Annotated in this window: 25 protein-coding genes; 15 read left to right on the top strand and 10 right to left on the bottom strand. The window is 67.8% G+C overall.

The window, feature by feature from the left end; translation table 11 throughout:
* The 5 genes from IRT45_RS23135 to IRT45_RS23115 all read right to left on the bottom strand — a co-directional run.
* Nucleotides 1–628: ribonucleotide reductase N-terminal alpha domain-containing protein (locus IRT45_RS23135; protein WP_305082321.1), on the bottom strand; the 628-nt coding region annotated here is incomplete at its 3' end.
* 59 nt (nucleotides 629–687) lie between these two features.
* Complete coding sequence (gene nrdI / locus IRT45_RS23130) at nucleotides 688–1,191, bottom strand: class Ib ribonucleoside-diphosphate reductase assembly flavoprotein NrdI (RefSeq protein ID WP_051756104.1); 504 nt, start codon at nucleotides 1,189–1,191, stop codon at nucleotides 688–690.
* Nucleotides 1,192–1,235: 44 nt separating this feature from the next.
* Nucleotides 1,236–1,469, bottom strand: coding sequence for a redoxin NrdH (locus IRT45_RS23125; protein WP_194807913.1), 234 nt, complete (start codon nucleotides 1,467–1,469; stop codon nucleotides 1,236–1,238).
* 478 nt (nucleotides 1,470–1,947) lie between these two features.
* On the bottom strand, nucleotides 1,948–2,070 hold the full coding sequence (ykgO, locus tag IRT45_RS23120; RefSeq protein WP_036504093.1) for a type B 50S ribosomal protein L36: 123 nt from the start codon (nucleotides 2,068–2,070) through the stop codon (nucleotides 1,948–1,950).
* Between the two features lie 164 nt (nucleotides 2,071–2,234).
* Nucleotides 2,235–2,798 (bottom strand): NAD(P)H-dependent oxidoreductase, encoded by a 564-nt coding sequence (locus tag IRT45_RS23115; protein ID WP_194807912.1) that lies wholly within the window; start codon nucleotides 2,796–2,798, stop codon nucleotides 2,235–2,237.
* A 219-nt stretch (nucleotides 2,799–3,017) separates the two neighbouring features.
* Between IRT45_RS23115 and IRT45_RS23110 the strand changes: the two genes are divergently transcribed.
* Complete coding sequence (locus tag IRT45_RS23110; protein ID WP_375540141.1) at nucleotides 3,018–3,635, top strand: TetR/AcrR family transcriptional regulator; 618 nt, start codon at nucleotides 3,018–3,020, stop codon at nucleotides 3,633–3,635.
* 9 nt (nucleotides 3,636–3,644) lie between these two features.
* Nucleotides 3,645–4,490: an ammonia-dependent NAD(+) synthetase gene (nadE, locus tag IRT45_RS23105; protein WP_194807911.1), complete on the top strand. Its 846-nt coding sequence runs from the start codon at nucleotides 3,645–3,647 to the stop codon at nucleotides 4,488–4,490.
* Nucleotides 4,491–4,496: 6 nt separating this feature from the next.
* Here the strand turns inward: nadE and IRT45_RS23100 are convergent, their stop codons facing one another.
* Both IRT45_RS23100 and moaA read right to left on the bottom strand, forming a co-directional pair.
* Nucleotides 4,497–4,739, bottom strand: coding sequence for a MoaD/ThiS family protein (locus tag IRT45_RS23100; RefSeq protein ID WP_036504097.1), 243 nt, complete (start codon nucleotides 4,737–4,739; stop codon nucleotides 4,497–4,499).
* Entirely contained in the window at nucleotides 4,732–5,790 is a 1,059-nt protein-coding gene (gene moaA / locus IRT45_RS23095) for a GTP 3',8-cyclase MoaA (protein WP_194807910.1), read from the bottom strand. The genes IRT45_RS23100 and moaA overlap by 8 nt, the downstream gene beginning before the upstream one ends.
* Before the next feature lie 257 nt (nucleotides 5,791–6,047).
* Between moaA and glp the strand changes: the two genes are divergently transcribed.
* From glp to IRT45_RS23075, 3 genes are read left to right on the top strand one after another with little or no spacing between them, the layout of a single operon-like run.
* Nucleotides 6,048–7,250, top strand: coding sequence for a gephyrin-like molybdotransferase Glp (gene glp / locus IRT45_RS23090; protein WP_194807909.1), 1,203 nt, complete (start codon nucleotides 6,048–6,050; stop codon nucleotides 7,248–7,250).
* Complete coding sequence (gene moaC, locus IRT45_RS37120) at nucleotides 7,247–8,521, top strand: cyclic pyranopterin monophosphate synthase MoaC (protein WP_309241111.1); 1,275 nt, start codon at nucleotides 7,247–7,249, stop codon at nucleotides 8,519–8,521. The genes glp and moaC overlap by 4 nt, the downstream gene beginning before the upstream one ends.
* Complete coding sequence (locus IRT45_RS23075) at nucleotides 8,514–8,939, top strand: molybdenum cofactor biosynthesis protein MoaE (RefSeq protein ID WP_194807908.1); 426 nt, start codon at nucleotides 8,514–8,516, stop codon at nucleotides 8,937–8,939. The genes moaC and IRT45_RS23075 overlap by 8 nt, the downstream gene beginning before the upstream one ends.
* Before the next feature lie 10 nt (nucleotides 8,940–8,949).
* Here the strand turns inward: IRT45_RS23075 and IRT45_RS23070 are convergent, their stop codons facing one another.
* Nucleotides 8,950–9,411: a MarR family winged helix-turn-helix transcriptional regulator gene (locus tag IRT45_RS23070; protein WP_194807907.1), complete on the bottom strand. Its 462-nt coding sequence runs from the start codon at nucleotides 9,409–9,411 to the stop codon at nucleotides 8,950–8,952.
* A gap of 87 nt (nucleotides 9,412–9,498) precedes the next feature.
* On the opposite strand from IRT45_RS23070, the gene IRT45_RS23065 reads away from it, so the two are divergent.
* A complete protein-coding gene (locus IRT45_RS23065) occupies nucleotides 9,499–10,410 on the top strand; it encodes an LLM class F420-dependent oxidoreductase (RefSeq protein ID WP_194807906.1) in 912 nt (303 codons plus the stop codon).
* Nucleotides 10,411–10,413: 3 nt separating this feature from the next.
* Here IRT45_RS23065 and IRT45_RS23060 read toward each other — a convergent pair whose 3' ends face one another.
* Together IRT45_RS23060 and IRT45_RS23055 are read right to left on the bottom strand one after the other, a co-directional pair.
* Nucleotides 10,414–11,463, bottom strand: a complete 1,050-nt coding sequence (locus IRT45_RS23060) for a GTP-binding protein (protein WP_194807905.1) — start codon at nucleotides 11,461–11,463, stop codon at nucleotides 10,414–10,416.
* Between the two features lie 76 nt (nucleotides 11,464–11,539).
* Nucleotides 11,540–12,970, bottom strand: a complete 1,431-nt coding sequence (locus tag IRT45_RS23055) for an N-acetylmuramoyl-L-alanine amidase (RefSeq protein WP_194807904.1) — start codon at nucleotides 12,968–12,970, stop codon at nucleotides 11,540–11,542.
* 727 nt (nucleotides 12,971–13,697) lie between these two features.
* Between IRT45_RS23055 and IRT45_RS23050 the strand changes: the two genes are divergently transcribed.
* The 9 genes from IRT45_RS23050 to IRT45_RS23010 all read left to right on the top strand — a co-directional run bounded on the left by IRT45_RS23050 (nucleotide 13,698) and on the right by IRT45_RS23010 (nucleotide 21,948).
* A complete protein-coding gene (locus IRT45_RS23050; protein ID WP_194807903.1) occupies nucleotides 13,698–14,102 on the top strand; it encodes a hypothetical protein in 405 nt (134 codons plus the stop codon).
* 155 nt (nucleotides 14,103–14,257) lie between these two features.
* Nucleotides 14,258–15,319, top strand: coding sequence for a galactose-1-phosphate uridylyltransferase (gene galT / locus IRT45_RS23045; RefSeq protein WP_194807920.1), 1,062 nt, complete (start codon nucleotides 14,258–14,260; stop codon nucleotides 15,317–15,319).
* Entirely contained in the window at nucleotides 15,316–16,422 is a 1,107-nt protein-coding gene (gene galK / locus IRT45_RS23040) for a galactokinase (protein ID WP_309241110.1), read from the top strand. The genes galT and galK overlap by 4 nt, the downstream gene beginning before the upstream one ends.
* A gap of 36 nt (nucleotides 16,423–16,458) precedes the next feature.
* Nucleotides 16,459–16,725 carry a hypothetical protein gene (locus IRT45_RS23035; protein WP_194807902.1) on the top strand — a complete coding sequence of 89 codons (267 nt, stop codon included), beginning with the start codon at nucleotides 16,459–16,461 and terminating at the stop codon, nucleotides 16,723–16,725.
* 266 nt (nucleotides 16,726–16,991) lie between these two features.
* Entirely contained in the window at nucleotides 16,992–18,041 is a 1,050-nt protein-coding gene (locus tag IRT45_RS23030) for a 3-oxoacyl-[acyl-carrier-protein] synthase III C-terminal domain-containing protein (protein ID WP_194807901.1), read from the top strand.
* A gap of 10 nt (nucleotides 18,042–18,051) precedes the next feature.
* Nucleotides 18,052–18,957: a hypothetical protein gene (locus IRT45_RS23025; protein WP_194807900.1), complete on the top strand. Its 906-nt coding sequence runs from the start codon at nucleotides 18,052–18,054 to the stop codon at nucleotides 18,955–18,957.
* Nucleotides 18,954–20,627 carry a fatty acid CoA ligase family protein gene (locus tag IRT45_RS23020; protein WP_194807899.1) on the top strand — a complete coding sequence of 558 codons (1,674 nt, stop codon included), beginning with the start codon at nucleotides 18,954–18,956 and terminating at the stop codon, nucleotides 20,625–20,627. Before IRT45_RS23025 ends, IRT45_RS23020 begins: the two co-directional genes overlap by 4 nt.
* Entirely contained in the window at nucleotides 20,624–20,911 is a 288-nt protein-coding gene (locus IRT45_RS23015; RefSeq protein WP_309241109.1) for a hypothetical protein, read from the top strand. Before IRT45_RS23020 ends, IRT45_RS23015 begins: the two co-directional genes overlap by 4 nt.
* On the top strand, nucleotides 20,908–21,948 hold the full coding sequence (locus IRT45_RS23010; RefSeq protein WP_194807897.1) for an NAD-dependent epimerase/dehydratase family protein: 1,041 nt from the start codon (nucleotides 20,908–20,910) through the stop codon (nucleotides 21,946–21,948). The genes IRT45_RS23015 and IRT45_RS23010 overlap by 4 nt, the downstream gene beginning before the upstream one ends.
* Nucleotides 21,949–21,961: the final 13 nt, after the last annotated feature.

Raw genomic sequence — 21,961 nt, 5'->3', positions numbered from 1 at the left:
CACCGGAGGACTGGTTCTCGATCTTCTTGATCGGCGCGCCGTGCTCGCGAATGTTGCTCAGCAGCAACGCGACTCCGCCACCACGCTTGGACAGCTGCAGCGCAGAGTTGATGGAGCGCCCGATGGACTCCATATTGTCCTCGATACGCAGCAGGAAGCAGGAGACCGGTTCGCCGCGCTGCTTCTTGCCCGAGTTCAGGAACGTCGGGGTGGCCGGCTGGAAGCGGCCGTCGATGATCTCCTCCACGAGCCGCTGCGCGAGGATCTCTTCACCGGCGGCCAGCGTCAACGCGACCATGCAGACGCGGTCCTCGAACCGCTCCAGGTAGCGCTTCCCGTCGAAGGTCTTCAGCGTGTAGGACGTGTAGTACTTGAAGGCGCCGAGGAAGGTCGGGAACCGGAACTTCTTGGCGTAGGCCTGCTGGAACAGCTTCTTGACGAAGGCCCGGCTGTACTGGTCGAGCACCTCGGGCTCGTAGTAGTTCTCCTCCACGAGGTAGTCGAGCTTCTCGTCGAGGTTGTGGAAGAAGACGGTGTTCTGGTTGACATGCTGCAGGAAGTACTGCCGGGCGGCGGCGACATCCTTGTCGAACTGGATCTCACCGTTGGGTCCGTACAGATTCAGCATCGCGTTGAGCGCGTGATAGTCCAAGCCCTCGGTCGAGGTCTCGGTGCTGACCGGGCGCTCTAGGCGGGCCGTCTTTCCGGCCGGTGCTGTTGTCGTTGCCAAAACAATCCCAATCCCTCTCGGACGCGCTCGACGTCCTCGGCGGTTCCCATCAGTTCGAAGCGATACAGGTACGGCACCCCGCATTTGCGCGAGATCACCTCTCCCGCATAGCAATACGTATCGCCGAAGTTCGTGTTGCCGGCCGCGATCACCCCGCGCAACAGCGCACGATTATGCGGATCGTTGAGGAATTTCGCCACCTGCCTGGGGACGAATTCCTTGTCCGAACGCCCGGCTGCCCCCTCGCCGCGCTGCGCGTCGAACACGTGCCGGCCGCCACCGTAGGTGGGGCAGATCAGCACATAGGGCGTGTCGACGCGCAGCGAATCGGCGGTGTGGAGCGGAATGCGAACGGCCGGCAAACCCAGCCGTTCGACGAAGCGGTGCGTGTTCTCCGAAGCGCTCGAGAAGTAGACCAGAGCGGGCGTCGATTGGGTCCCTTCCCCGGACAACCCAGCCATCCCACTCCCCCTTCCCACATCGGACGAACGGTGACCGAAGCGGATCAGGCCGCGGCGGACACCAGGGACTTGATGCGGTCCGGACGGAAACCGGACCAGTGCTCGTCGCCGGCGACGACGACGGGGGCCTGCAGATATCCCAGCGCCATCACGTAGTCGCGGGCCTCGGGGTTCTCGGAGATATCGACGACGTCGTACTCCACACCGGCCTTGTCGAGCGCGCGGTAGGTGGCGTTGCACTGGACACAAGCGGGCTTGGTGTAGACCGTGATACTCATGGGTGACCCTCTCTCCTTGCCTTATCCGATGCAGCCTTGAATCGGTACGCCATCTGCTGTGAGCATCCGTACTGAGCACGATCCATCTGGTACTGCGCAAACCCCTGGAAGTAGGGGCACCACCGGCGATCACACGGTGGTGATCGGCTCGGAGTTCGTCTCCCTTCCAGCGCTCAAGACACTACACCTAGTGGCCGACAGATTCATACAACACGACATGTTGCGAACCACAAACATGAAATTCGACGGCCGTAAGTACCAGGACAGTCGATTCGCAACCCGACACGGCAGTGGCGCAGATCACGATTTTATGTCCAGCTCTTTCTCAGCAAACCCACTGACACCTCGAGTCACACCGGTCACGCCGACCTCAACTCGCCCACTGCGACACCCCCGAAACAGCCGGGTGCCGCGCCCGTTCCGGAGAACGAACGCGGCACCCCGCCATCCTTCTTCGGCGTGTCGGCGCCGAACCGGATCAGCCCTGTCGAGCCTTGAACCGCGGCTCCTTCTTGTTGATCACATAGGTCTTGCCGCGGCGTCGCACCACCTGGGCGCCCGGCTTGTCCTTGAGCGAACGTAGCGAGTTCCGCACCTTCATGACGACCTCCTAATGGAAATGGTTTTCATATCCTATAGAGTCCTGTGCCGCAGCCGTCAGGACGCCCGTCACGTCACGCCCGACCGGTCACCGGCCGACGCCACAGAGGGGCCGCACCGTCGGGTGCGACCCCTCGAAAGCTCGAGCCGGTTACCGCCTCATGCTCAGGCGTTGACCGATTCCCGCGCGGCGACCAGTTCGGTGATCGCGGCGGCGAGCTGGGTCAGAGCCTCGGCGTCCTCGCGCGGATGCGCCTCGCCGAAGCGCTGGCCGATGGTGCCGAAGTGCAGGTGCGCGCTCTCCACGACGGCGCCGCCGGCCACGCCGACCGCCTTCACCGTGTCACCGTGCGCCCACTTCGCGGCGTTCTGGCTGATCGAGGCGCTGATCACGGCGACCGGCTTGTCCTTGATCGAACCCGCGCCGTAGGGACGCGAGGCCCAGTCGACGGCGTTCTTGAGCACGGCCGGGATGGTGCCGTTGTATTCGGGGACGAACAGCACCAGCGCGTCGGCGGCGGCGACGGCGTCCCGCAGCGCCTGCGCCGGCGCGGGCACCTGACCCGCTACGTCGATGTCCTCGTTGTAGAAAGGAATATTCCCGAGACCGTCGAAGATATCGACCTCGACACCTTCCGGTGCGGTCTGGGCGGCGGCCTCGGCCAGCTGCCGGTTGATCGAACCGGCACGCAAGCTGCCGACGAGAGCCAGAATGCGAGTCTGTGACATGATCACTCCTTGTGCGGTGGGGCGGCGGTGGCTTCCGCTTTCACGACACGTTAACCGGACTACGGTCCGCTTTCATTCCCGGGTCATGGGGTAAACCGAACTGTGAACTGCGACACTCCGGATTCGCCGCCGTCGAATTCATCCCATTCGTCCGATCCGCACACCTCGGATCCGGTCTTCCCCGCCGCGCCGCGTCCCGGCACACTGCCGCTGGAGGCCGTGTCCGTCGAACTGCCGCCGTCCGCGATCACCACCGCACTGCCGGTAGCCGAACACTCCGAGCGCAGCGATGCGGTACGCAACCGGCAACTGCTGCTCGACGCCGCCGAGGAACTGGTCCGCGAATTCGGCGCCGACGGCGTCACGATGGACGCCGTCGCCAAACGCGCGGGCGTCGGCAAGGGCACCGTGTTCCGGCGATTCGGCAATCGTTCCGGTCTCATGCTGGCGCTGCTCGACCAGTCCGAGCAGAAACTGCAGGCGGCGTTCATGTTCGGGCCGCCGCCGCTGGGCCCGGGCGCCCCGGCGCTGCAACGGCTGATCGCCTACGGACGCGCCCGTCTGGCCGGCATCGAGGTGGAGGGCGAAATGCGCCGCGCCGCCGACGAATCCGGCCGCTACGCCAGCGCACCGTACAACATCTCGAAAACCCATGTCTCGCTGCTGCTTCGGCAGCTCGAAGTGGGTGGCGATATCGCGCTGACGGCCGACACACTGCTGGCCATCCTCGACGCCGGCCTGGTCCTGCATCAAATGCGCGTCCTGGGTTATCGGCCCGAACAGATCGCCGACCACTGGGAAAACGTGGTGCGCGCGCTCGTGGCGCCCGCCCAGTAGAGTGGCCCCATGGGGAACCTGCGCGAACAGATCATCGCCGAATTGGGTGTCGCGGCCGGGATCGAGCCGAAGGTCGAGGTGCGGCGCCGTGTCGAATTCCTGGCCGACTATCTGAGTTCCACCCCGGCAACGGGTTTCGTTCTCGGCATCAGCGGTGGTCAGGACAGCACGCTCACCGGCAAGCTGTGCCAGCTCGCCGCCGAGGAACTGCGGGCCCGCGGCCGGGAGGCGACGTTCGTCGCGGTCCGGCTCCCGTACGGCACCCAGGCCGATGCCGAGGATGCCGAGGTGGCATTGGATTTCATCCGGCCCGACCGCTCGGTCGAGGTCAATGTGAAGCCGGGCGCCGACGCGGTGGCGGCCGCCACCGCCGAGGGTGTGCGCGAGCTGCTCGGTGAGCAGGCCCAGTTACGCGATTTCGTGCGCGGCAATATCAAGGCCCGCGAACGCATGGTGATCCAGTACGCGGTTGCCGGACAGCTGAATCTGCTGGTCGTGGGCACCGACCACGCCGCCGAAGCGGTGACGGGATTCTTCACCAAGTACGGCGACGGCGGCGTGGACATCACTCCGCTGACCGGCCTGACCAAGCGGCAGGGTGCGGCGCTGTTGCAGGAACTGGGCGCGCCGCCGCGGCTGTGGCAGAAGGTTCCCACCGCCGACCTCGAAGACGACCGCCCGGCCCTGCCGGACGAAGAGGCGCTGGGCCTGAAATACAGCCAGATCGACGACTACCTCGAAGGTAAGGACGTCTCACCGGAGGTCGCCGAGCGCGTCGAGGAGATCTATCGCAACACCCGGCACAAGCGCACCGTTCCGGTGTCGCCGCTGGACACGTGGTGGAAAGAGAGCTGATCTCCGTCAGCCGCCCGCGAACGGTGGTAGTACGTCGACGCGGGCGGTCAGGCGCGTGCTGTCGTCGCGGGTGAGTTCCTCGCCCACGAGATAGGCGCAGACCTTCAGCATCGGATCCAGATCGGCGCCGTAGGCCGAGCGCAACGCGGAGCGCAGGTCACCGACCGTCGCCGACTCGGGCAGGTCGAGATGTTCGCTGGATTTGCCGACCGCGTCGGCGATCGCGGCGAAATATCTGACCTCAACCACCGATGGCTCCCATCGTGCGTTCCGGGGGGACGAAATCGGCGGCATCGATGCCGTGCCCGGCCCATTTGTTCCACATCGCGCCGCGCCACAGCTGCGCCAGGTCGTCGTCGCTCGCGCCGGCGCGCAGCAGTGAACGCAGATCGTATTCCTGATCGCTGAACAGGCAGGATCGGATCATGCCGTCGGCGGTCAGGCGGGTGCGGTCGCAGTCGCCGCAGAATCGGCGGGTGACCGAGGCGATGATGCCGACCGTGGCCGGACCGCCGTCCACCAGCCAGGTCTCCGCCGGGGCGGACGGATCGGCGCGCCCGGCCTCGGTGAGGGTGAAGGCCGTGCCGAGAACGTCGAGCAGTTCGGCCGCGGTGACCATGTTGGTCCGCGCCCATTCGTGATCGGCGTCGAGCGGCATCTCCTCGATGAAACGCAGTTCGCATCCCTCGTTCAGACACCATCGCAGCAGATCGACCGCACCCGAAAGCGTTTCGCGCATCAGCACCGCATTGACCTTGACCGGGTAGAGGCCGGCGGCATGGGCGGCACGGATGCCGGTCAACACCGAACCGAGCCGGTCCCGGCGGGTGAGCCGCGCGAATCCGGCAGGGTCGACGGTATCGAGAGAGATATTGACCCGCCCGAGCCCCGCGGCCGCCAGCGCGCGAGCGCGATGTTCCAGCCCGACGCCGTTACTGGTCATGGCCAGCGGTGTCTCGGGAACCGCGGCATGGCATCCGGCGACGATCTGCTCGAGATCGCGCCGCATCAGCGGCTCGCCGCCGGTGAAGCGCACCTCCCGGACACCCAGCCGACGCACCGCGAGTTCCACCAGCCGCACGATCTCCGTGGCCGAGAGCAATTCGTCGGCCGGAATGGCCGGCAGCCCCTCCTCCGGCATGCAGTACGTGCAACGCAACGAGCACTTTTCGGTGATCGACACGCGCAGATCCCGGGCCGTACGCCCGAATCTGTCGATGAGCAGGTCCGTGTCGGGCCGTCCGTCCAGCGAGGGCCGCCCGCCCCGGACGGCGGGAATCCCCATGAGAACGACGGTCACTCCTCCATTATGGGGGCCACCCCCACCTCACGTCCCGCAAGTCACCACCTGTGAGGTAGCCGAGCACCCCGGAGCAAGCGAACGCGGAGGCCGATCACCCCCGCAACGGTGTCCCCCCAAGGTCTCGGCCCGCGTCGATTTTGCAGCGACGGAGGGAGGGAGCGCAGCGACTGACCGGAGGAGTGAAAAATCGAGGCCCAGGGGGCCGAGACCCGCCGGAGCGAAGCGAAGGCCATATACACAGCTAGGCTGACCGTATGAGTCAGCCTGCCAAGACTGTGGCTCGGTCCGTCGAGGATCATCGGGAGCGGATCGAACAGTTGCTGCGACCGCTGGCGACGCGGCAGGTGGAGCAGTTGGCGTTGCACGGGGCTCGGGGGCGGATGCTGGCCGAGGATGTGCGGTCGCCGTTGGACCTGCCGGTGTTCCGCAATTCGGGGATGGACGGATATGCGGTCCGGGCGGAGTCGGTGGCGGTGACGCCCGTGACGCTGCCGGTGGCCGGTGTGGTGGCCGCCGGTCAGGGCGGCCCGGACCGATTGCCGGACGGGGCGGCGGTCAAGGTGATGACGGGTGCGCCGATTCCGCCGGGCGCCGATTGTGTGGTGCCGGTGGAGGACACCCGCGCCGTCGACGGCGGGGTGTCGATCGAACGCGGCCGTAACGCGGGCGATTTCGTGCGCGAGGCGGGTACCGATATTCGGCGCGGTGAGTTGCTGATGGCGGCCGGGTCGTTGTTGTCGCCGCATCGGATCGCGGCGCTGGCGGCGGTGGGCATCAGCTCGGTGACGGCGGCGCGGCGGATCCGGGCGGCCGTCCTGACGACGGGCGACGAGCTGGTGTCGGCGGGTGTCGCGTTGCGCCCGGGGCAGATCTACAACTCCAACGGCATCGCGCTGGCCGCGGCGTTGGGCGCCAACGGGATCGATGTGGTGGACGTGTCGCACAGCCGCGACGATCCGGGCGAGTTCCGCCGCAAGTTGTCGATCGCGACGGCGGCCGCGGATGTGGTGTTCACGTCGGGTGGGGTATCGCAGGGCGATTTCGAAGTGGTCAAGGAGGTGCTGGCCGATTTCGGCGGCGAATTCGGTTCGGTGGCCGTACAGCCCGGCGGTCCGCAGGGCGTCAGCGTGGTCGACGGGATTCCGATTCTGAGTTTTCCGGGTAATCCGGTGAGCACGATGGTGTCGTTCGAGGTGTTCGCCCGGCCGATCCTGCGGCAGCTGAGCGGATTGGCTCCGGTGCCGAATTACGATGTGGCGCTGCTGGATCCGGTGCGTTCCCCGGCGGGCCGGCGCCAGTTCCTGCGGGGCCGGCGCGAAGGTGCGGGGGTGCGTTCGGTGTCGGGGCCCGGGTCGCATCTGGTGGCGGCGATGGCCCAGGCCGATGTTCTGATCGAAATTCCGGCCGAGGTCACGACGGTGGCGGCCGGTTCGCTGGTGAGGGTGCGCGAACTGTGAACGAACTGCCCGATGCCGCGGCTTTGTCGCATGTCGATGCGGAAGGCCGGGCACGCATGGTCGATGTGAGCGCCAAGGCGGAGACGACACGCGTGGCGGTTGCGGCCGGCCTGTTGCGGACGACGCCCGAGGTGGTGGCGCTGGTGCGCGCGGACGACCTGCCGAAGGCGGATGTGCTGTCGACGGCCCGCATCGCCGGTATCTCGGGGGCGAAGAAGACCTCTGAGCTGATTCCGCTGTGCCATCAGCTGGCGCTGTCGTCGGTGGATGTGCGCTTCGGTTTCACCGAGGCCGCGATCACGATCGAGGCGCGCGCGAAGACGAAGGGCCCCACCGGCGTCGAGATGGAGGCGCTCACCGCGGTCGCCATCGCCGGCCTCACACTGCACGACATGGTGAAGGCGGTGGATCCGGCGGCCGTCCTGGACGGTGTGCGCCTGCTGACCAAAGACGGTGGTAAGCGCGGTCATTGGGAACGGCCGGATGCCACCCGGCCCGAAGATGCTGCGGTATCGGCTGATTCGTCCGCCGCACCCGCACCGGATCTCGACGTGCCCGCACACCGGGGGCCGGCCACCGACGGTCCACACGACCGCGCCCACACCGGTCACCACGCGGCCGGAGCTCCGCCGCAACCGAAAGCTGTGGCGCCCACGCCACACCGGCAACACCAGGCACACCGGACGCCCGACGTTCAGCCGGCCCGGCACCAGGCGGAATCGCCCGAGAGCGCGCACACCGCCCCCGGCGGGCGACACGGCGATGCGGCACACCGCGCGACGCGCTCCGGTGAGGGCTCCCGGACCGCGGTCGTGGTCGTCGCCTCGACCGGCGTCGCGGCCGGTACCCGGGTCGACAAGACCGGTCCGGTTCTGACGGAGTGGCTTGCGGGACTGGGCTTTTCCGTGCGCGGACCGCTGGTCTACGCCGATGCCGAGATCGAGGCCGGCCTGCGCGACGCGCTCGACGGCACGCCGGGACTGGTGATCACCACCGGCGGCACCGGTGCCTCGCCCTCCGATGCCACTCCGGAAGCGACGCTGGCGGTGCTGGATCGGGAATTGCCGGGCGTGGCCGAGCTGATCCGCCAGCGTGGCACGGCCGCCTTTCCGTTGGCCGCCCTGAGCCGTGGCGTCGCCGGCCTGTCCGGCACTACGGTGGTCGTGAATCTGCCCGGTTCACCGGGTGGGGTCCGCGACGGGATCGCGGTCCTGGAACCGTTGCTGGATCATCTGCTGGCCCAGGTCGCCGGAGGAGGCCGCCATGAGTGAGTACACGCCGCTCACCCGCATCAGCGATCAGCCGTTGCAGCCCGACGAGGTCGAGCGCGCGGTCACCGGACCCGAACACGGCGCGGTCGTCGTCTTCACCGGCAAGGTACGCGATCATGATGGCGGACAGGCGGTTTCGGCCCTGGAGTATTCGGCTCATCCCGAGGCGGAGAGGTTCTTGACCCGGGTGTGCGCCGAGGTCGGGAAGTCCGCCGGCCTGCCGGTCGCGGCGGTGCACCGGGTGGGCGCGCTGACCGTCGGGGATCTCGCGATCACGGTGGCGGTCGCCGCGCCGCACCGCCGCGAGGCCTTCGAGACGTGCGCGGAATTGGTCGACCGCATCAAACACGAGGTGCCGATCTGGAAGCGCCAGCTGTTCGCCGATGGCATGTCCGAGTGGGTCAACGCCTGCGGTTAGGCCGGCGGAGTCAGCGTGCGGCCCGGCCGGGGTTCGCCTCGGTGGCGGGCGCGGACTCGGTGAGATTCGCTTCGATGCGGCGCAGCGCACGGAAGAGGGCGGCGCGTTCGGCGGTACTGAACGATGTCAGCGCCCGTTCGGTCAGCCGCGCACTCTCGGCTTCGATCTCGTGCTCCAGGTCGCGCCCGCGCGCGGTCAGGTGCAGGCGGACCAGTCGGCGGTCGGTGGGATGCGGTTCGCGCCGGACCAGTCCGGCCGCTTCCATCCGGGTGGTCGCCCGGGTGACCGTGGGCGTCGCCAGGCCCAGTCGTTTGGCCACCTGACCGGGCGTCAGACCGTCTTCCTGCCAGAGCTGTCGCAGGATGAACTGCTGGCCCTCGTACACCCCGTGCCGGGCGTAGGCGGCGGCCGCCGCCACGGCGAGGGCGTGTTTGGTGGACCAGAACGCGGTCTGGAAGTCGTCGTCGGTCATGGTGTGTTCAGCGTAGAGGTGTTGTTTTCGTTAGCCGACTCACGTTATAGTCGTTGCCCGGCTAATAACTTTGAACGGAAGACATACGTGAAAATCGGCATCGCACTCACCGACTTCTCCTGGCCCGTCCCGGGCAGCGGCATCGGTTCGGCGGTCACGGAACTCGCGCAGGCCGCCGACGCCTCGGGAATCGACAGCCTCTGGGTGATGGACCACTTCTTCCAGATCGGCATCAGCGGGCATCCGCCGGAGTCGCCGATGCTCGAGGCCTACGCCGCGCTGGGATTTCTCGCCGGAATCACCGACCGCATCCGGCTCGGCACCCTGGTCACGGCGGTGCCGTATCGCCACCCCGGCGTGCTGATCAAATCCGCGACCACCCTCGACGTACTCAGCGGCGGCCGCCTGATCTTCGGCGTCGGCGCCGGGGCGCCCTTCGATCCGGAACCGATGGGACCACGCACCACCTTCGAGGCCGAGGGCCTGGGCATTCCGTTCCCGCGCCTGCCGCGACGCTTCGAACAGCTGGAGGAACTCCTGCAGATCGCACACCGCATGTGGAGCGAGGACGAGACGCCCTATCGGGGCCACCATTACGAGTTGGCGCGGCCGCTCAATTCACCGAATTCGATCCAGCGCCCGCATCCGCCGATCCTGATCGGCGGCAGTGGCGAACGCAAAACCCTGCCGCTGGTGGCGCGCTATGCCGACGCCTGCAATCTCTTCGACCTCCCCGGTACCGGCTACGCCGACAATCTGGCGCACAAACTCACGGTGCTGCGGCGACGGTGCGACGAGATCGGCCGCGACTATTCCACGATCGAGAAGACCGTCACCACGGCCCTGGATATCGACGCGGATCACGGACCGGTGCTGGAGCACCTGAAAACTCTGGCCGCCACCGGAATAGACCATGTGATCCTCGGACCGGACGGGCCGTGGACCCCACCGCGCCTGGAACGCCTGATCGAGATGGCGCCCGATATCCACGCGCTCTGATTTTCAGGCGCTCCGATCCGAGTCCTCCCTCGGCACATACCGCCACACCGGCAGCAACGCCTGTTCGTCCAGCGGTTCGGGCCCGGTATGAGCGGTGGCGTGCAGACGAGCCGTCGCGGATTCCGTATCGAGTCCGGATCCGATGAGCACCATACGGGTTTCGCGGGTTTCGCCCCGCGACCACGCCGCCGGCTCGAAGATCACATGCCGGCCGACCATGTGCAGCAGGAACTTTCGGCTCTCACCGCCCACGCCGAAGGCGGTAGCGCCCTTGGCGCGGAACAACCCGGGCGGCGGATCCTCCAGGAAACCCACCAGGCGGCGCGGGTCGAGATCGGTTGCGGTGGTGAAGGATACAGAGTCGTAGCCGTCGTGCAGATGGTGGTGGCCGGGTGCGTCGTGGTCGTGATCGTCGAGCAGTTCGTCGAACGACAACTGGCGGGCGACCGTCGATTCGCCACGTTCGGGCACATCGAACAGCAGGGGCGGATCGATGCGGCCGTGCGCGGTGGCATAGACCGGCGCACCGGCGGTGATCCGCCCGATCTCGGCGCGCAATGCCTCCAGCCGCGCGGCCGGTACCCGGTCCGACTTGTTCACTACGATCAGATCGGCCAGGCGGAGATGTTTGGCCAGTTCGGGATGGCGGGCGCGGCTGTCGTCGAAATGCTCGGCATCCACGACTTCGATCAGTCCGCCGTAGCGAATGCGCGGATTGTCACTGCCGATGACCATGCGGATCAGATTGCGAGGTTCGGCGAGGCCGCTGGCCTCCACCACGATCACGTCGATGCCGTGGCGCGGCTCGGCGAGCCTGGCGAACATCTCGTCGAGTTCGGTCACGTCCACCGCGCAGCACACACAGCCGTTGCCCAGCGAGACCATGGCGTCCACCTGGCCCGCCACCAGCATCGCGTCGATGTTCACCGCGCCGAAATCGTTGACCACGACCCCGATCCGGGCCTCGCGTCGCCGCAGCAGATGGTTCAGCAGCGTGGTCTTACCGGCTCCCAGAAATCCCGCGACCACCAGAACAGGTATGCGCCGATCCATTCGGCCGAGCTTACCCAGGCCCGGACGAGGTCGTGCCCGCCCCTTCGTGCGGAGGGGCGGGCACGAACGGGACCGACTACTTGCTCGGCCCCAGGAGGGTGGAGACCAGGGTGTAGGCGAGATTCACCAGTTCGGAATCGAGCGCACCGTCGCCCAGACCGAGCGATTTCGCCAGCGGCAGCAGCAACCGCATCGCGGTGGTGGCGAGATTACCCGCGGCGGAACCGGATTGCGGTGTCTTCTGGGTGCCGTTGGTTCCGGGTGCGGTCGAGGTCTGCGGCGAGGCCCCGGACGTGCTCGGATCGGTCGACGAATAGGTCCCCGGCGCCGTGTGATAGGTGCCGGCCGGAGCGCCCGCCGGATTCGAACCCGGTTGCGTCGTGGCCGGCGCGGACGGCGAGGTGGACGCCGGCGCGGACTGCGTGGTGCCGGAGCCGGGCGTGCCACGCAACGCGTCGGTCGCCGAATTCTGCTGCGGTGCAACCGAATTCTGGGCGCCGGAGTTCGGTGTGCCGGAATTCTGTGTACCGGAGTTCTGGGCATCCGGACTCGGCGTCGTCGATCCCTGCGGGGACGCACTCTCCGGCGCGCCGGTCTGCGGTGCCGGACTCTGCGGGGTGGCGCTCGGCGACGTGCTCTCCGAGGCACCGGTCTGCGGCGCGCTCGCGGCGCTGTCGGCCGGCGATGCGGCCGGTGACGTAGCGCCGGGGGCCACTCCGATCAGATAACTCACCAGCCCGGTCGTGATCGCGATGGCGTGTTTGAGCTGCCCGTCGGGCGACTCGAGCATTCTCGCGTCGTCGACATTCGCGCCGTTGCCCATTTCGATGAAGACATCGGGCACCTCGGTCAGCGCCGGACCCGCGATATCGGACCGGGTCTGCAGACCGTCGACCGCGCCGGCGTAATTCGCGGGCGTGAACCCGGCCTGTCTGTAGGCGTCGCGCACGGCGTTCGTGGCGACCTGGCCGGGACCGGATTGTGCCTGATTCGCTTTGGCGTCCGGGACCGGCAACTGCGGCACGATCAGGTGGAATCCGTGATCCTGTTCCGGTGCGCCGTCGGCGTGGATGCTGACGGCCACCGCGGCGCCGGAGCTGTTGGCGGCCGCCGCGCGTTCGTCGACGCATCCGCCCCAGCCGGTGTCGTCCTGACGGCTCATCACGACATGCGCGCCGAGCGCCTCGAGCGACTGCCGGACCAGCTGCGCCACATTCCAGTTGATGGTGTGCTCGGGCACGCCGCCACGGCTGGTCATACCCGTGGTCTGGCACTCCTTCGTGCCGCCGCGCCCATCGTTCACTTGACGATTGAGGTCTTCGGAGTGGTTCGTGCCCTGATGGCCCGGGTCCAGAAATACCGTCTTACCCGCCAACTTGGTCGACATATCGGGTTCTGCGGGCGCGGCCGGCGCGGCGAGAGCGGCGGCGGGCGCCAGCACACCGGCCGTGGTGACCGCGGCGACGGCGAGCCTGACTCCGGTCTTGATGATGCCTGGATGGTTCATGTTCGGACGGCGCACCCGGGATGGGCACACCCCTCCCTTCCCACTAGTAACATCAAACCCAGTGGTTCACTGTTGCAACGGCAGCATCACATGCGCAAGCTCAGTTACTGAACCGTTACCCCAATCAGAGCAGTGCCGGCACGTCATTTCCGCAGACACGCCGGTCGTACGGCGAATCCGACGTCAAGTCAGGCGAGAAACAAACATTTCAGAGCTACCTCGCCGCCGCCCCACCTACCGACGTCGCGGAACAACCGGCAGGTTTGTGTCGCTGACCACACAGGGGCGGGACCCGAACCGAATGCGCATCATTGCCCGAATGTCGCTGCCGCCGTGCGATTCCGCGTAATCCGTCGATATCCAGGCCCGTGAGTGAAAAAGCCGGAATGCTGAATCCGAATGATTAGCCATAGTAATTTAATCCTGAAATACCGCTGTGTTGCACTCGCCGCCGACGCTGCAGTACGTTCCCATCTCGCACCTCGGCGGTCGAACCGCCTGCGGGTGCCGTCCCCGTGGGCGCGAGGGGATCCCGCGGGGACGTTCAGCGACGGCATTTCCGGACCTTCCGCCCGCCGCTCCTGGGGCGTTTGTCGAATCTCCAGATATTTCCACGATCCGGTCCGCGCCTATCGGAATTCTGATAGACCAAGGCCCCGGAAGACGCGGGGATCTTCTCCGGCCGCCCGATAGTCGACGGCCGTCTGCGAGATCGAGGAGGACCGCCGTGCGTGGACGCACGTTTGTGATCGCCGGGACCGTCGCGTCCGCGGTGACGATGCTCGGATCAGGCACCGCGGCCGCCGATCCGGCGACAACCATTCCCGGGGACGGGATGTACCGGGTCGGGGTCGATATCGCGCCCGGTATCTATCAGTCCGCGGGGCCGGCGAACCCGGCGCACGACTGTTCCTGGGAGCGCCTGTGGAAGATTCCCGAACCCGGTGATCCGCCGGACCCGAACGCCGCCATCGTCGCCAGCGACCGCACCCACACCACTCCGGTGCGGGTGCTGATCAAATCGTCCGATGTCGCCTTCGCCTCGGCCAACTGCGGCGGCTGGGTATTGATGCCGGCGCCGCCGCCGACCGGTTCCTACGGGCCGGGAGGGTTGTTCGGCAGCGAGTACTGAGGCCGATCCGGCGCGGTTCGTCCGATCGGATGCGCCGCGCCGGATCCGGCACCCGCCACCTGCCGCGGCCGCGGTGTTACTGTCCCGCTGAGATCCGGTGGATCGAGCGGAGGGATGCGATGGCGCGGCCGAGTCCGGTGATGAGTCGTCGGTCGCTGGCCGACGGACGCGAAATCATCTACTTCGACAGCGAGCCGGTGCCGCGCACCGCCACCGACACCCGGGACCTGCCCCGGACCAGCACGCATTCCCAGGCACGTTTCGATCCCCTGCTGGGCGAGTGGGTGGTGATCGCCTCGCACCGCCAGAGCCGGACCTTCCTGCCACCGGCGGATCTGTGCCCGCTGTGCCCCTCGCGTCCCGGCCATCCCACCGAGGTCCCCGAGGCCGACTACCAGGTGGTGGTGTTCGAGAACCGCTTTCCGTCGCTGTCGACCGGCCGCGCCGAACTTCCCGACCATGTCGAAGGGTCACCGGAGACGTTGCTGCGCAACGGGTTCGGCCGTTGCGAGGTGGTGTGTTTCACCAGCGAACACGACAGTTCGTTCGCCGGGCTCGATCCGGGCCGGGCACGGCTGGTGGTGGACGCGTGGGCCCAGCGCAGTGCCGAACTCGGAGCGCTCGACGGCGTCGCCCAGGTGTTCTGCTTCGAGAATCACGGTGAGGAGATCGGCGTCACGCTGTCGCATCCGCACGGCCAGATCTACGCCTACCCCTTCCCCACCCCGCGCACCGCGACGATGGTCGCCAACGCGGCGCGCCATCGAAAAGCGCACGGCAGCAATCTGTTCGGCGATCTGCTGGGCGCCGAGCGAGCCGCCGGTATCCGGGTGGTCGCGGCGAACGAGGAGTGGACCGCCTTCGTACCGCCGTTCGCCCGCTGGCCCTACGAGGTCCAGCTCTATCCGCACCGCCGGGTGGCCGACATCCCCGATCTCGACGATGCCCAGCGCGACGGTTTCGCACATCTCTACCTGGATGTGCAGCATCGCTTCGCGCGCCGGTTCGACACCCCCATGCCCTATGTCGCGGCGTGGAACCAGGCACCGAAATCCGGTGTGCCCGGCGATGATTGGTGGCTGCACCTGCAGCTGTTCTCGATCCGGCGGACGGCGCGCAAATTGAAGTATCTGGCCGGTTCGGAATCGGGGATGAACGTGTTCATCAGTGACACCACCCCCGAGACCGTGGCCGCCGAGTTGCGGGAGGTGGGGTGAGCGCGACACCCGGACGCGGGGTGTGGGTGGCGCCCGGCCGGGTCAACATCATCGGCGAGCACACCGACTACAACGACGGTTACGCACTGCCGATCGCGCTGCCCCAGGTCGTGACCTGTACCGCCGAGGTCACCATGGACGGCGTGGTGCGGGTGAGTTCGAAACAGCATGCCGGGCAGGTTCGCGAATCGCTCGACGGACTCGCCGAATCCGCGGTCACCGGCTGGGCCCGCTATCCGCTGGGCGTGGTGCACGAGTACCGGCGCCGCGGGCACGACCTGTCCGGAGTGGTGCTGGAGATCGACGGGGCGGTGCCGGTGGGCGCCGGACTGTCGTCCTCGGCGGCGCTGGAATGCGCTGTCGCACTGGCGATTCGCGATCTGTTCGGGATCGACGCCGACAGTGCGGAGCTGATCGACATCGGGCGGGCCGCGGAGAACTCGTACGTCGGCGCCGCGACGGGGACCCTGGACCAGTCCGCGTCGCTGCTCTGCACGGCGGGGCACGCCCTGTTCCTGGACTTCGCCACCGGCGACTCCGCCCAGGTGCCCTTCGATCTCGCCGCGGCCGGGCTGCAGTTGCTGGTGGCCGATACCGACACCCCGCACCGGCTGGCCGACGGCGGGTACGGCCGGCGCCGGCGCGAATGCGAGCAGGCGGCGCACGCCCTGGGCGTCCATTCGCTGCGAGCCGTCACCGATCCGGCGGAAACGGAGCGACTGGCGAATCCGGTGCTGCGTCGGCGCGCCCGCCACGTCGTCACCGAGAACGCCCGGGTGCTGACCGTCGTCGGACTGCTGCGCGACGGGTGTGATCCGCGCGCGATCGGGCCGCTGCTGACCAGCGCCCACGCCTCGCTGCGCGACGATTTCGAGGTCTCGACGCCGGAACTGGACGCGGCGGTGGCGGCCGCGCTCGACGCCGGCGCCCACGGTGCGCGCATGGTCGGCGGCGGATTCGGCGGCAGCATCATCGCCGTGACCGATATCGACCGCACCGATTCGATCGCGGCCGCGATCCGGCGACGATTTCGCGACGACGGTTTCTCGCCACCGCGATTCTTCGTCGCCGTGCCCGCCGCCGGGGCCCGCCGGATGTCCTGATCACGTGGCCGGGCCGCACTAGGGTGGAATGCCACCGTGCAGCCGGGTTTCATCGCCACCGAGATGTCCGCGCGCGCCGACGATGCCCGGCTGGTCGTTCCGCTCGAGCGCGGTGTGGCCGCGATGGTCGCCGCGATCGAGGCCGAGCCGGTGCGCGCCTGTGTGCCGCAATGGCCTTGGCGCGCACTGAACCTCGTGTGGCCGCGGCTGCCGCGCGCGGTCGTGGCACGGCTGGGCCGACCCGGGTCGGGCAGCCCCGCACTCGGTGAGGTCTCTCACAATCGATGGCCCCGGCCGATATGAAGTTTCACCAATAATCCGACACTCTGCGAGTTAGCGGAGTGCTCGATGTGCACACCCGCGCCCGGCAATGTGCCGCCGTAGAGGCGATAGCTATCGATAGCCGAATAGTTACTACTTGCCGCGACTTGCTGTCACAAATACATCGTCCGCGCACCCACTCCGCCGAAGCGTCGAGATGCGGATCAAGAATGCGCTAGTTACTCTCGGGTAGCATCACGTCACGAACAAATTCCGCAAGCATTCGTCATGCCAATTCAGGAGGCGGCGTGCCGCATTCTCGTTTCGAAGCGATCGGCGCATATCTACCCGAAAAAAGGGTCACCACCGAGGAATTGATATCGCGCCTCGCCGTACCGCCCGCCTTCGATCTCGAAAAGATCACAGGCGTGCGCGAACGCCGCGTTCACGATACCCGCCCGGAATCCTACGAGGACTCGTTCGTCCTGGCCGGCAAGGCGCTGGACGAGTGTTTATCCAGGTCACAGTACTCCGGATCAGAGATAGAGGTGGTCATCTCCACCTCCATCACCCGCAGTAAGGACGCCGACAAGATATATATGGAGCCGTCGTTCGCCTCGGCTCTGGCCCGACGGATCGGTGCGGAGAACGCGATAACCTTCGACCTTTCCAACGCCTGCGCGGGAATGCTCAGCGGAACCTACATTCTCGATCGCATGATTCGCTCCGGAATGGTGCGCAACGGCATCGTGGTGAGCGGCGAGGCCATTACTCCCATCGCCGATACCGCAGTGCGCGAAATTTCCGACAAATACGATCTGCAATTCGCGTCGCTCACCGTGGGAGATTCCGCGGCCGCGGTGGTGCTCGACCGCTCCGTCGACGAGGCCGACCGCATCGACTACATCGAACTGGTCACCGCCTCGGAGTTCTCCCACCTGTGCCTGGGCATGCCCAGTGACAAAAGCCAGGGCGTCGCGCTCTACACCGACAACCGCAAGATGCACAACGAAGCGCGTTTCCTGCTGTGGACCGACACCCAGCGCATGTTCTACGACAAGCGCGGCACCACATTCGCCGAGGAGAACTTCGACTTCGTCATCCACCATCAGTTCGGCGCGGCGGCGATCCCGTACATGAACGCCATCGCCGAACGGGAATTCGGCGCACCGATGCCGCCCGACCTCAATGTGCTGACCGAATACGGGAACACTTCCAGCACTTCGCATTTCATCGTGCTGCACGACCATCTGAGCCGCGGAGAGATCCCGGCCGGCTCGAAACTGCTGATGGTTCCGGCCGCCTCCGGTGTGGTCGGCGGCTTCCTGTCCACCACGATTTCGTCTCTGAAGGTCTGAGGTACTGGTCATGGGCGTTGCCATCACATCCACCGGAATCAGTCGCGAGGGCGACACGTTCAGCATCGTCGAACACAGTGGCCGGGCCGCGCGCCGGAGCCTCGAACGCGCCGGTGTGGCGCCGGAGCAGGTCGGCGTGCTCATCAACGCGGGCATCTTCCGCGACTCCAACACCGTGGAACCGGCGGTGTCGGCGCTGATCCAGAAGGAGGCGGGGATCGGACTGGACTACCGGTTCGGCGATCCGCGCTCGTTCTCCTTCGACCTGATGAACGGCGCCACCGGTGTGCTCAACGCGGTCCAGGTCGCCCAGTCGATTCTCGAGACCGCCGGGTCCGGCCATGTCCTGATCGTCTCCGGAGACACCCATCCGTCGCTGGCCCGATCGGCCGCCGACGACGAATTCCCCTATGCCACCGCCGGTGCCGCGCTGCTGCTCGAGCACACCGACGAGCCGGTCGGCTTCGGCCGCGTGCACACCGTCGCGGGTTCGGGCTCCCCCGCGGTGCAGTCGTATGTCGACGTCACCACGATGGGTACGGCCGGACGCCGACTGATGACGGTGGAACGCGAACCCGGATTCGAGGATCGGCTGCTCGAGATCGCGGCCGACGCCGGTCGGCGCGCCCTGGACGCCGACGACATCGATCCCGCCGCAACGGTTCTCATCGCGTCCACGCCCACCCCGAAGTTCCCGCGGTTGCTGGCGGACACCCTCGGTATGAGCGCGGTCCGCACCCCCGATCTGTCCGCCGGCGATCCGCACACCGCCTCGCTGCCGCTGGCCTATCACCGTGCGGTGGAAGAAGATTCGCTCGTCGGCTTCGACACCGTGCTGTTCGTCGCGGCGGGCGCGGGACCGTCGGCGGCGGCCGCGGTGTACCGCCTGCCGGTCGCCGCCGGTGCGGCGGCGTGAGCGGTACCTACTGGCGCGCGGTCGACCGGTTCCGCGTGGTCGCCGCCGCCGAACCGGACCGCACCGCGGTGTATTTCGCCGACGCCGGACCCACGCCCACGCCGCACTATCGGCGGCTGAGTTACGCCGACCTGGATCGCTGGTCCGACGCGGTCGGTGAGCGGCTCACCGCCGCGGGCGTGGGCAGCGGAACCCGCACCATCGTGCTGGTGCTGCCCGGGCCGGAGCTGTACGCGATCATGCTGGGCCTGTTGAAGATCGGTGCCGTGCCGGTGGTCATCGATCCGGGCATGGGCCTGCGCCGGATGCTGCGGTGCCTGCGGGCGGCCGACGCCGAGGCGTTCATCGGCATTCCGCAGGCGCATGCGGCGCGAGTGCTGTTCCGCCGCTACTTCCGCGGGGTGCGGGTCGCGGTCACGGTCGGGCGGCGCTGGTTCTGGGGCGGAGCGACCTTCGACAGCTGGGGCCGCCGCCCGTCCGGCACGGCGCCGGAGCGCACTCCGGCGCCCGACGACGACCCGCTGATGATCGCCTTCACCACCGGGAGCACCGGACCCGCCAAGGCCGTGGAGATGACCCACGGCAATCTGTCGGCCATGGTCGAGCAGGTCCACGCCGCGCGCGGCCACGTACCGCCGCAGACCTCGCTGATCACGCTGCCGCTGGTCGGCATCCTGGATCTGCTGCTCGGCTCCCAGTGCGTCCTGCCGCCGCTGATCCCCAGCAAGGTGGGTTCGACCGATCCGGCGCACGTGGCCGACGCCATCGGCAGATTCGGGGTACGCACCATGTTCGCCTCTCCCGCGGCGCTCATCCCGCTGCTGCGCCACCTGGAACAGACCGGCACCCGGCTACCGACGCTGCGCAGTATCTACTCCGGGGGCGCACCGGTCCCGGACTGGTGTATCGCCGGCCTGCGCGCGGTGCTCGACGAGGATGTGCTGGTCTACGCCGGATACGGGTCCACCGAGGCGCTGCCGATGTCGACGATCGAATCGCGTGAACTGCTGGACGGCCTGTCCGAACGCGCCCGCGCCGGCGCGGGCACCTGCATCGGCCGCCCCGCCGACCGGGTGCGGGCGCGCGTCGTGGCGATCACCGACGACCCGCTGCCTACCTGGGCGGACGCCCAGGCCCGGGAGAACGACGTGGCGACCACCGGCGGCATCGGCGAACTGGTGGTGGCGGGGCCGAATGTGAGCACCCGCTATTACTGGCCCGCCGCGGCGAACGCGACGGGCAAGATCATCGACGGCGAGACCGTCTGGCATCGCACCGGCGACCTGGCACGGATCGACGATCAGGGACGAATCTGGTTCTGCGGGCGCAAATCTCAGCGGGTACGCACCGCCGACGGGCCGATGTTCACGGTCCAGGTCGAACAGATCTTCAACGCCGTCGCCGGTGTGGCGCGCACGGCGCTGGTCGGGGTGGGCCCGGCCGGAGCCCAGCGCCCCGTGCTGTGTGTGGAACTGGGCGCGGGCGCCGATCGTGACGACGTGACCGCCGCGCTGCGTGCGCGTGGCGCGGAATTCGAGCTCACCACGAAGATCTCGGAGTTCCTGTTCCATCCGAACTTCCCGGTCGACATCCGGCACAACGCCAAGATCGGGCGCGAACAGCTCGCGGTATGGGCGGCCCGGCAGACCGCGAAGGCGGTGCGACGGTGAAAGTTGTCGCACTACGCAGTATTCCGATTGCCGGTTGGTTGTTTCTGCTGGCCGGTCCGGCAATCCGGCACTCCGGCCGCCGCTGGCTGCGAGCCCTGTGGTGGATCGACGCGATGCTCAGCATCGGTGTGCACGCCGCCCAGATTCCGGTCGCGTTGCGCGCCGCACGAGGCAGCGGCCGGTCCCGCCTGTACACCGCCGTCATGACGCAGCTGTTCGGTCTCACCTGGTGGCGTACCGAAACAGCCGGTAGCACGGCGTCTTTCGAGGAGAAGCAACGGTGAAGGCGCTCGTCACGGGCGCATCCGGATTTCTCGGCGGCGCGCTGGTCCGCCGCCTGGTACGCGAGGGCGGCCACGAGGTGACCGTGCTCGCGCGGCGCACCAGCAACCTCGGTGATCTGCCCGATCTCGACGGTGTGCGGGTCGCCTTCGGCGACCTCACCGATGAAAGCTCGCTCGAAAGTGCCTGCGCCGGAGTCGATGTCGTGTTCCACAGCGCCGCCCGCGTCGACGAGCGCGGCACCCGCGCGCAGTTTCGCGCCGAGAACCTGCGCGCCACCGAAGTCCTGCTGCGCGCGGCCCGCGCCGCGGGAGCGACGCGTTTCGTGTTCATCTCGAGTCCGAGCGCGCTGATGGATCGCGACGGCGGCGATCAGATCGACATCGACGAATCGGTGCCGTATCCGCGCCACTATCTGAACTTCTACTCCGAGACCAAGGCCGCCGCCGAGCGCGCCGTCTTGGCCGCCGACACCGCGGGTTTCACCACCTGCGCGCTGCGGCCGCGCGCGATCTGGGGAGCCGGCGACCGCTCCGGGCCGATCGTGCGCCTGCTGGGACGGACCGCGCAGGGGCGCCTGCCCGATCTGTCGTTCGGCCGCTCGGTCCGGGCGTCGCTGTGCCATGTCGACAACATCGTGCACGCCTGCCTGGGCGCCGCCGGCACCGACCGGGTCGGTGGCAAGGCCTATTTCGTCGCCGACGCGGAGCAGACCGACGTGTGGGCCTTCCTCGCCGAGGTGGCGTGCGGGCTCGGCTACCCGGCGCCCAGCCGGCGGCCCGATCCGCGGGTGCTGGCGGTCGCCGTCTCGGTGCTCGAAACCGTCTGGCGCGTACCGGCGATCGCGCGGCGCTGGTCGCCACCGCTGTCGCGCTATGTGGTCGCGTTGCTGACCCGCACCGCGACCTACGACACCGGCGCGGCGGCACGGGATTTCGGTTACGCGCCGATCGTCGACCGCGAACAGGGCCTGGCCGGGTTCCTGTCGTGGCTCGAATCCGAGGGCGGCATCGAGCAACTCACCCGCGATCTGCGGTAACGCACAGTCAGGA

Source organism: Nocardia sp. BSTN01, assembly GCF_015354405.1.
In the GTDB taxonomy this organism is placed as follows: Bacteria; Actinomycetota; Actinomycetes; order Mycobacteriales; family Mycobacteriaceae; genus Nocardia.
The sequence above is the reverse complement of the archived record's forward strand: the minus strand, read 5'-3'. Positions and strand labels throughout refer to the sequence as shown.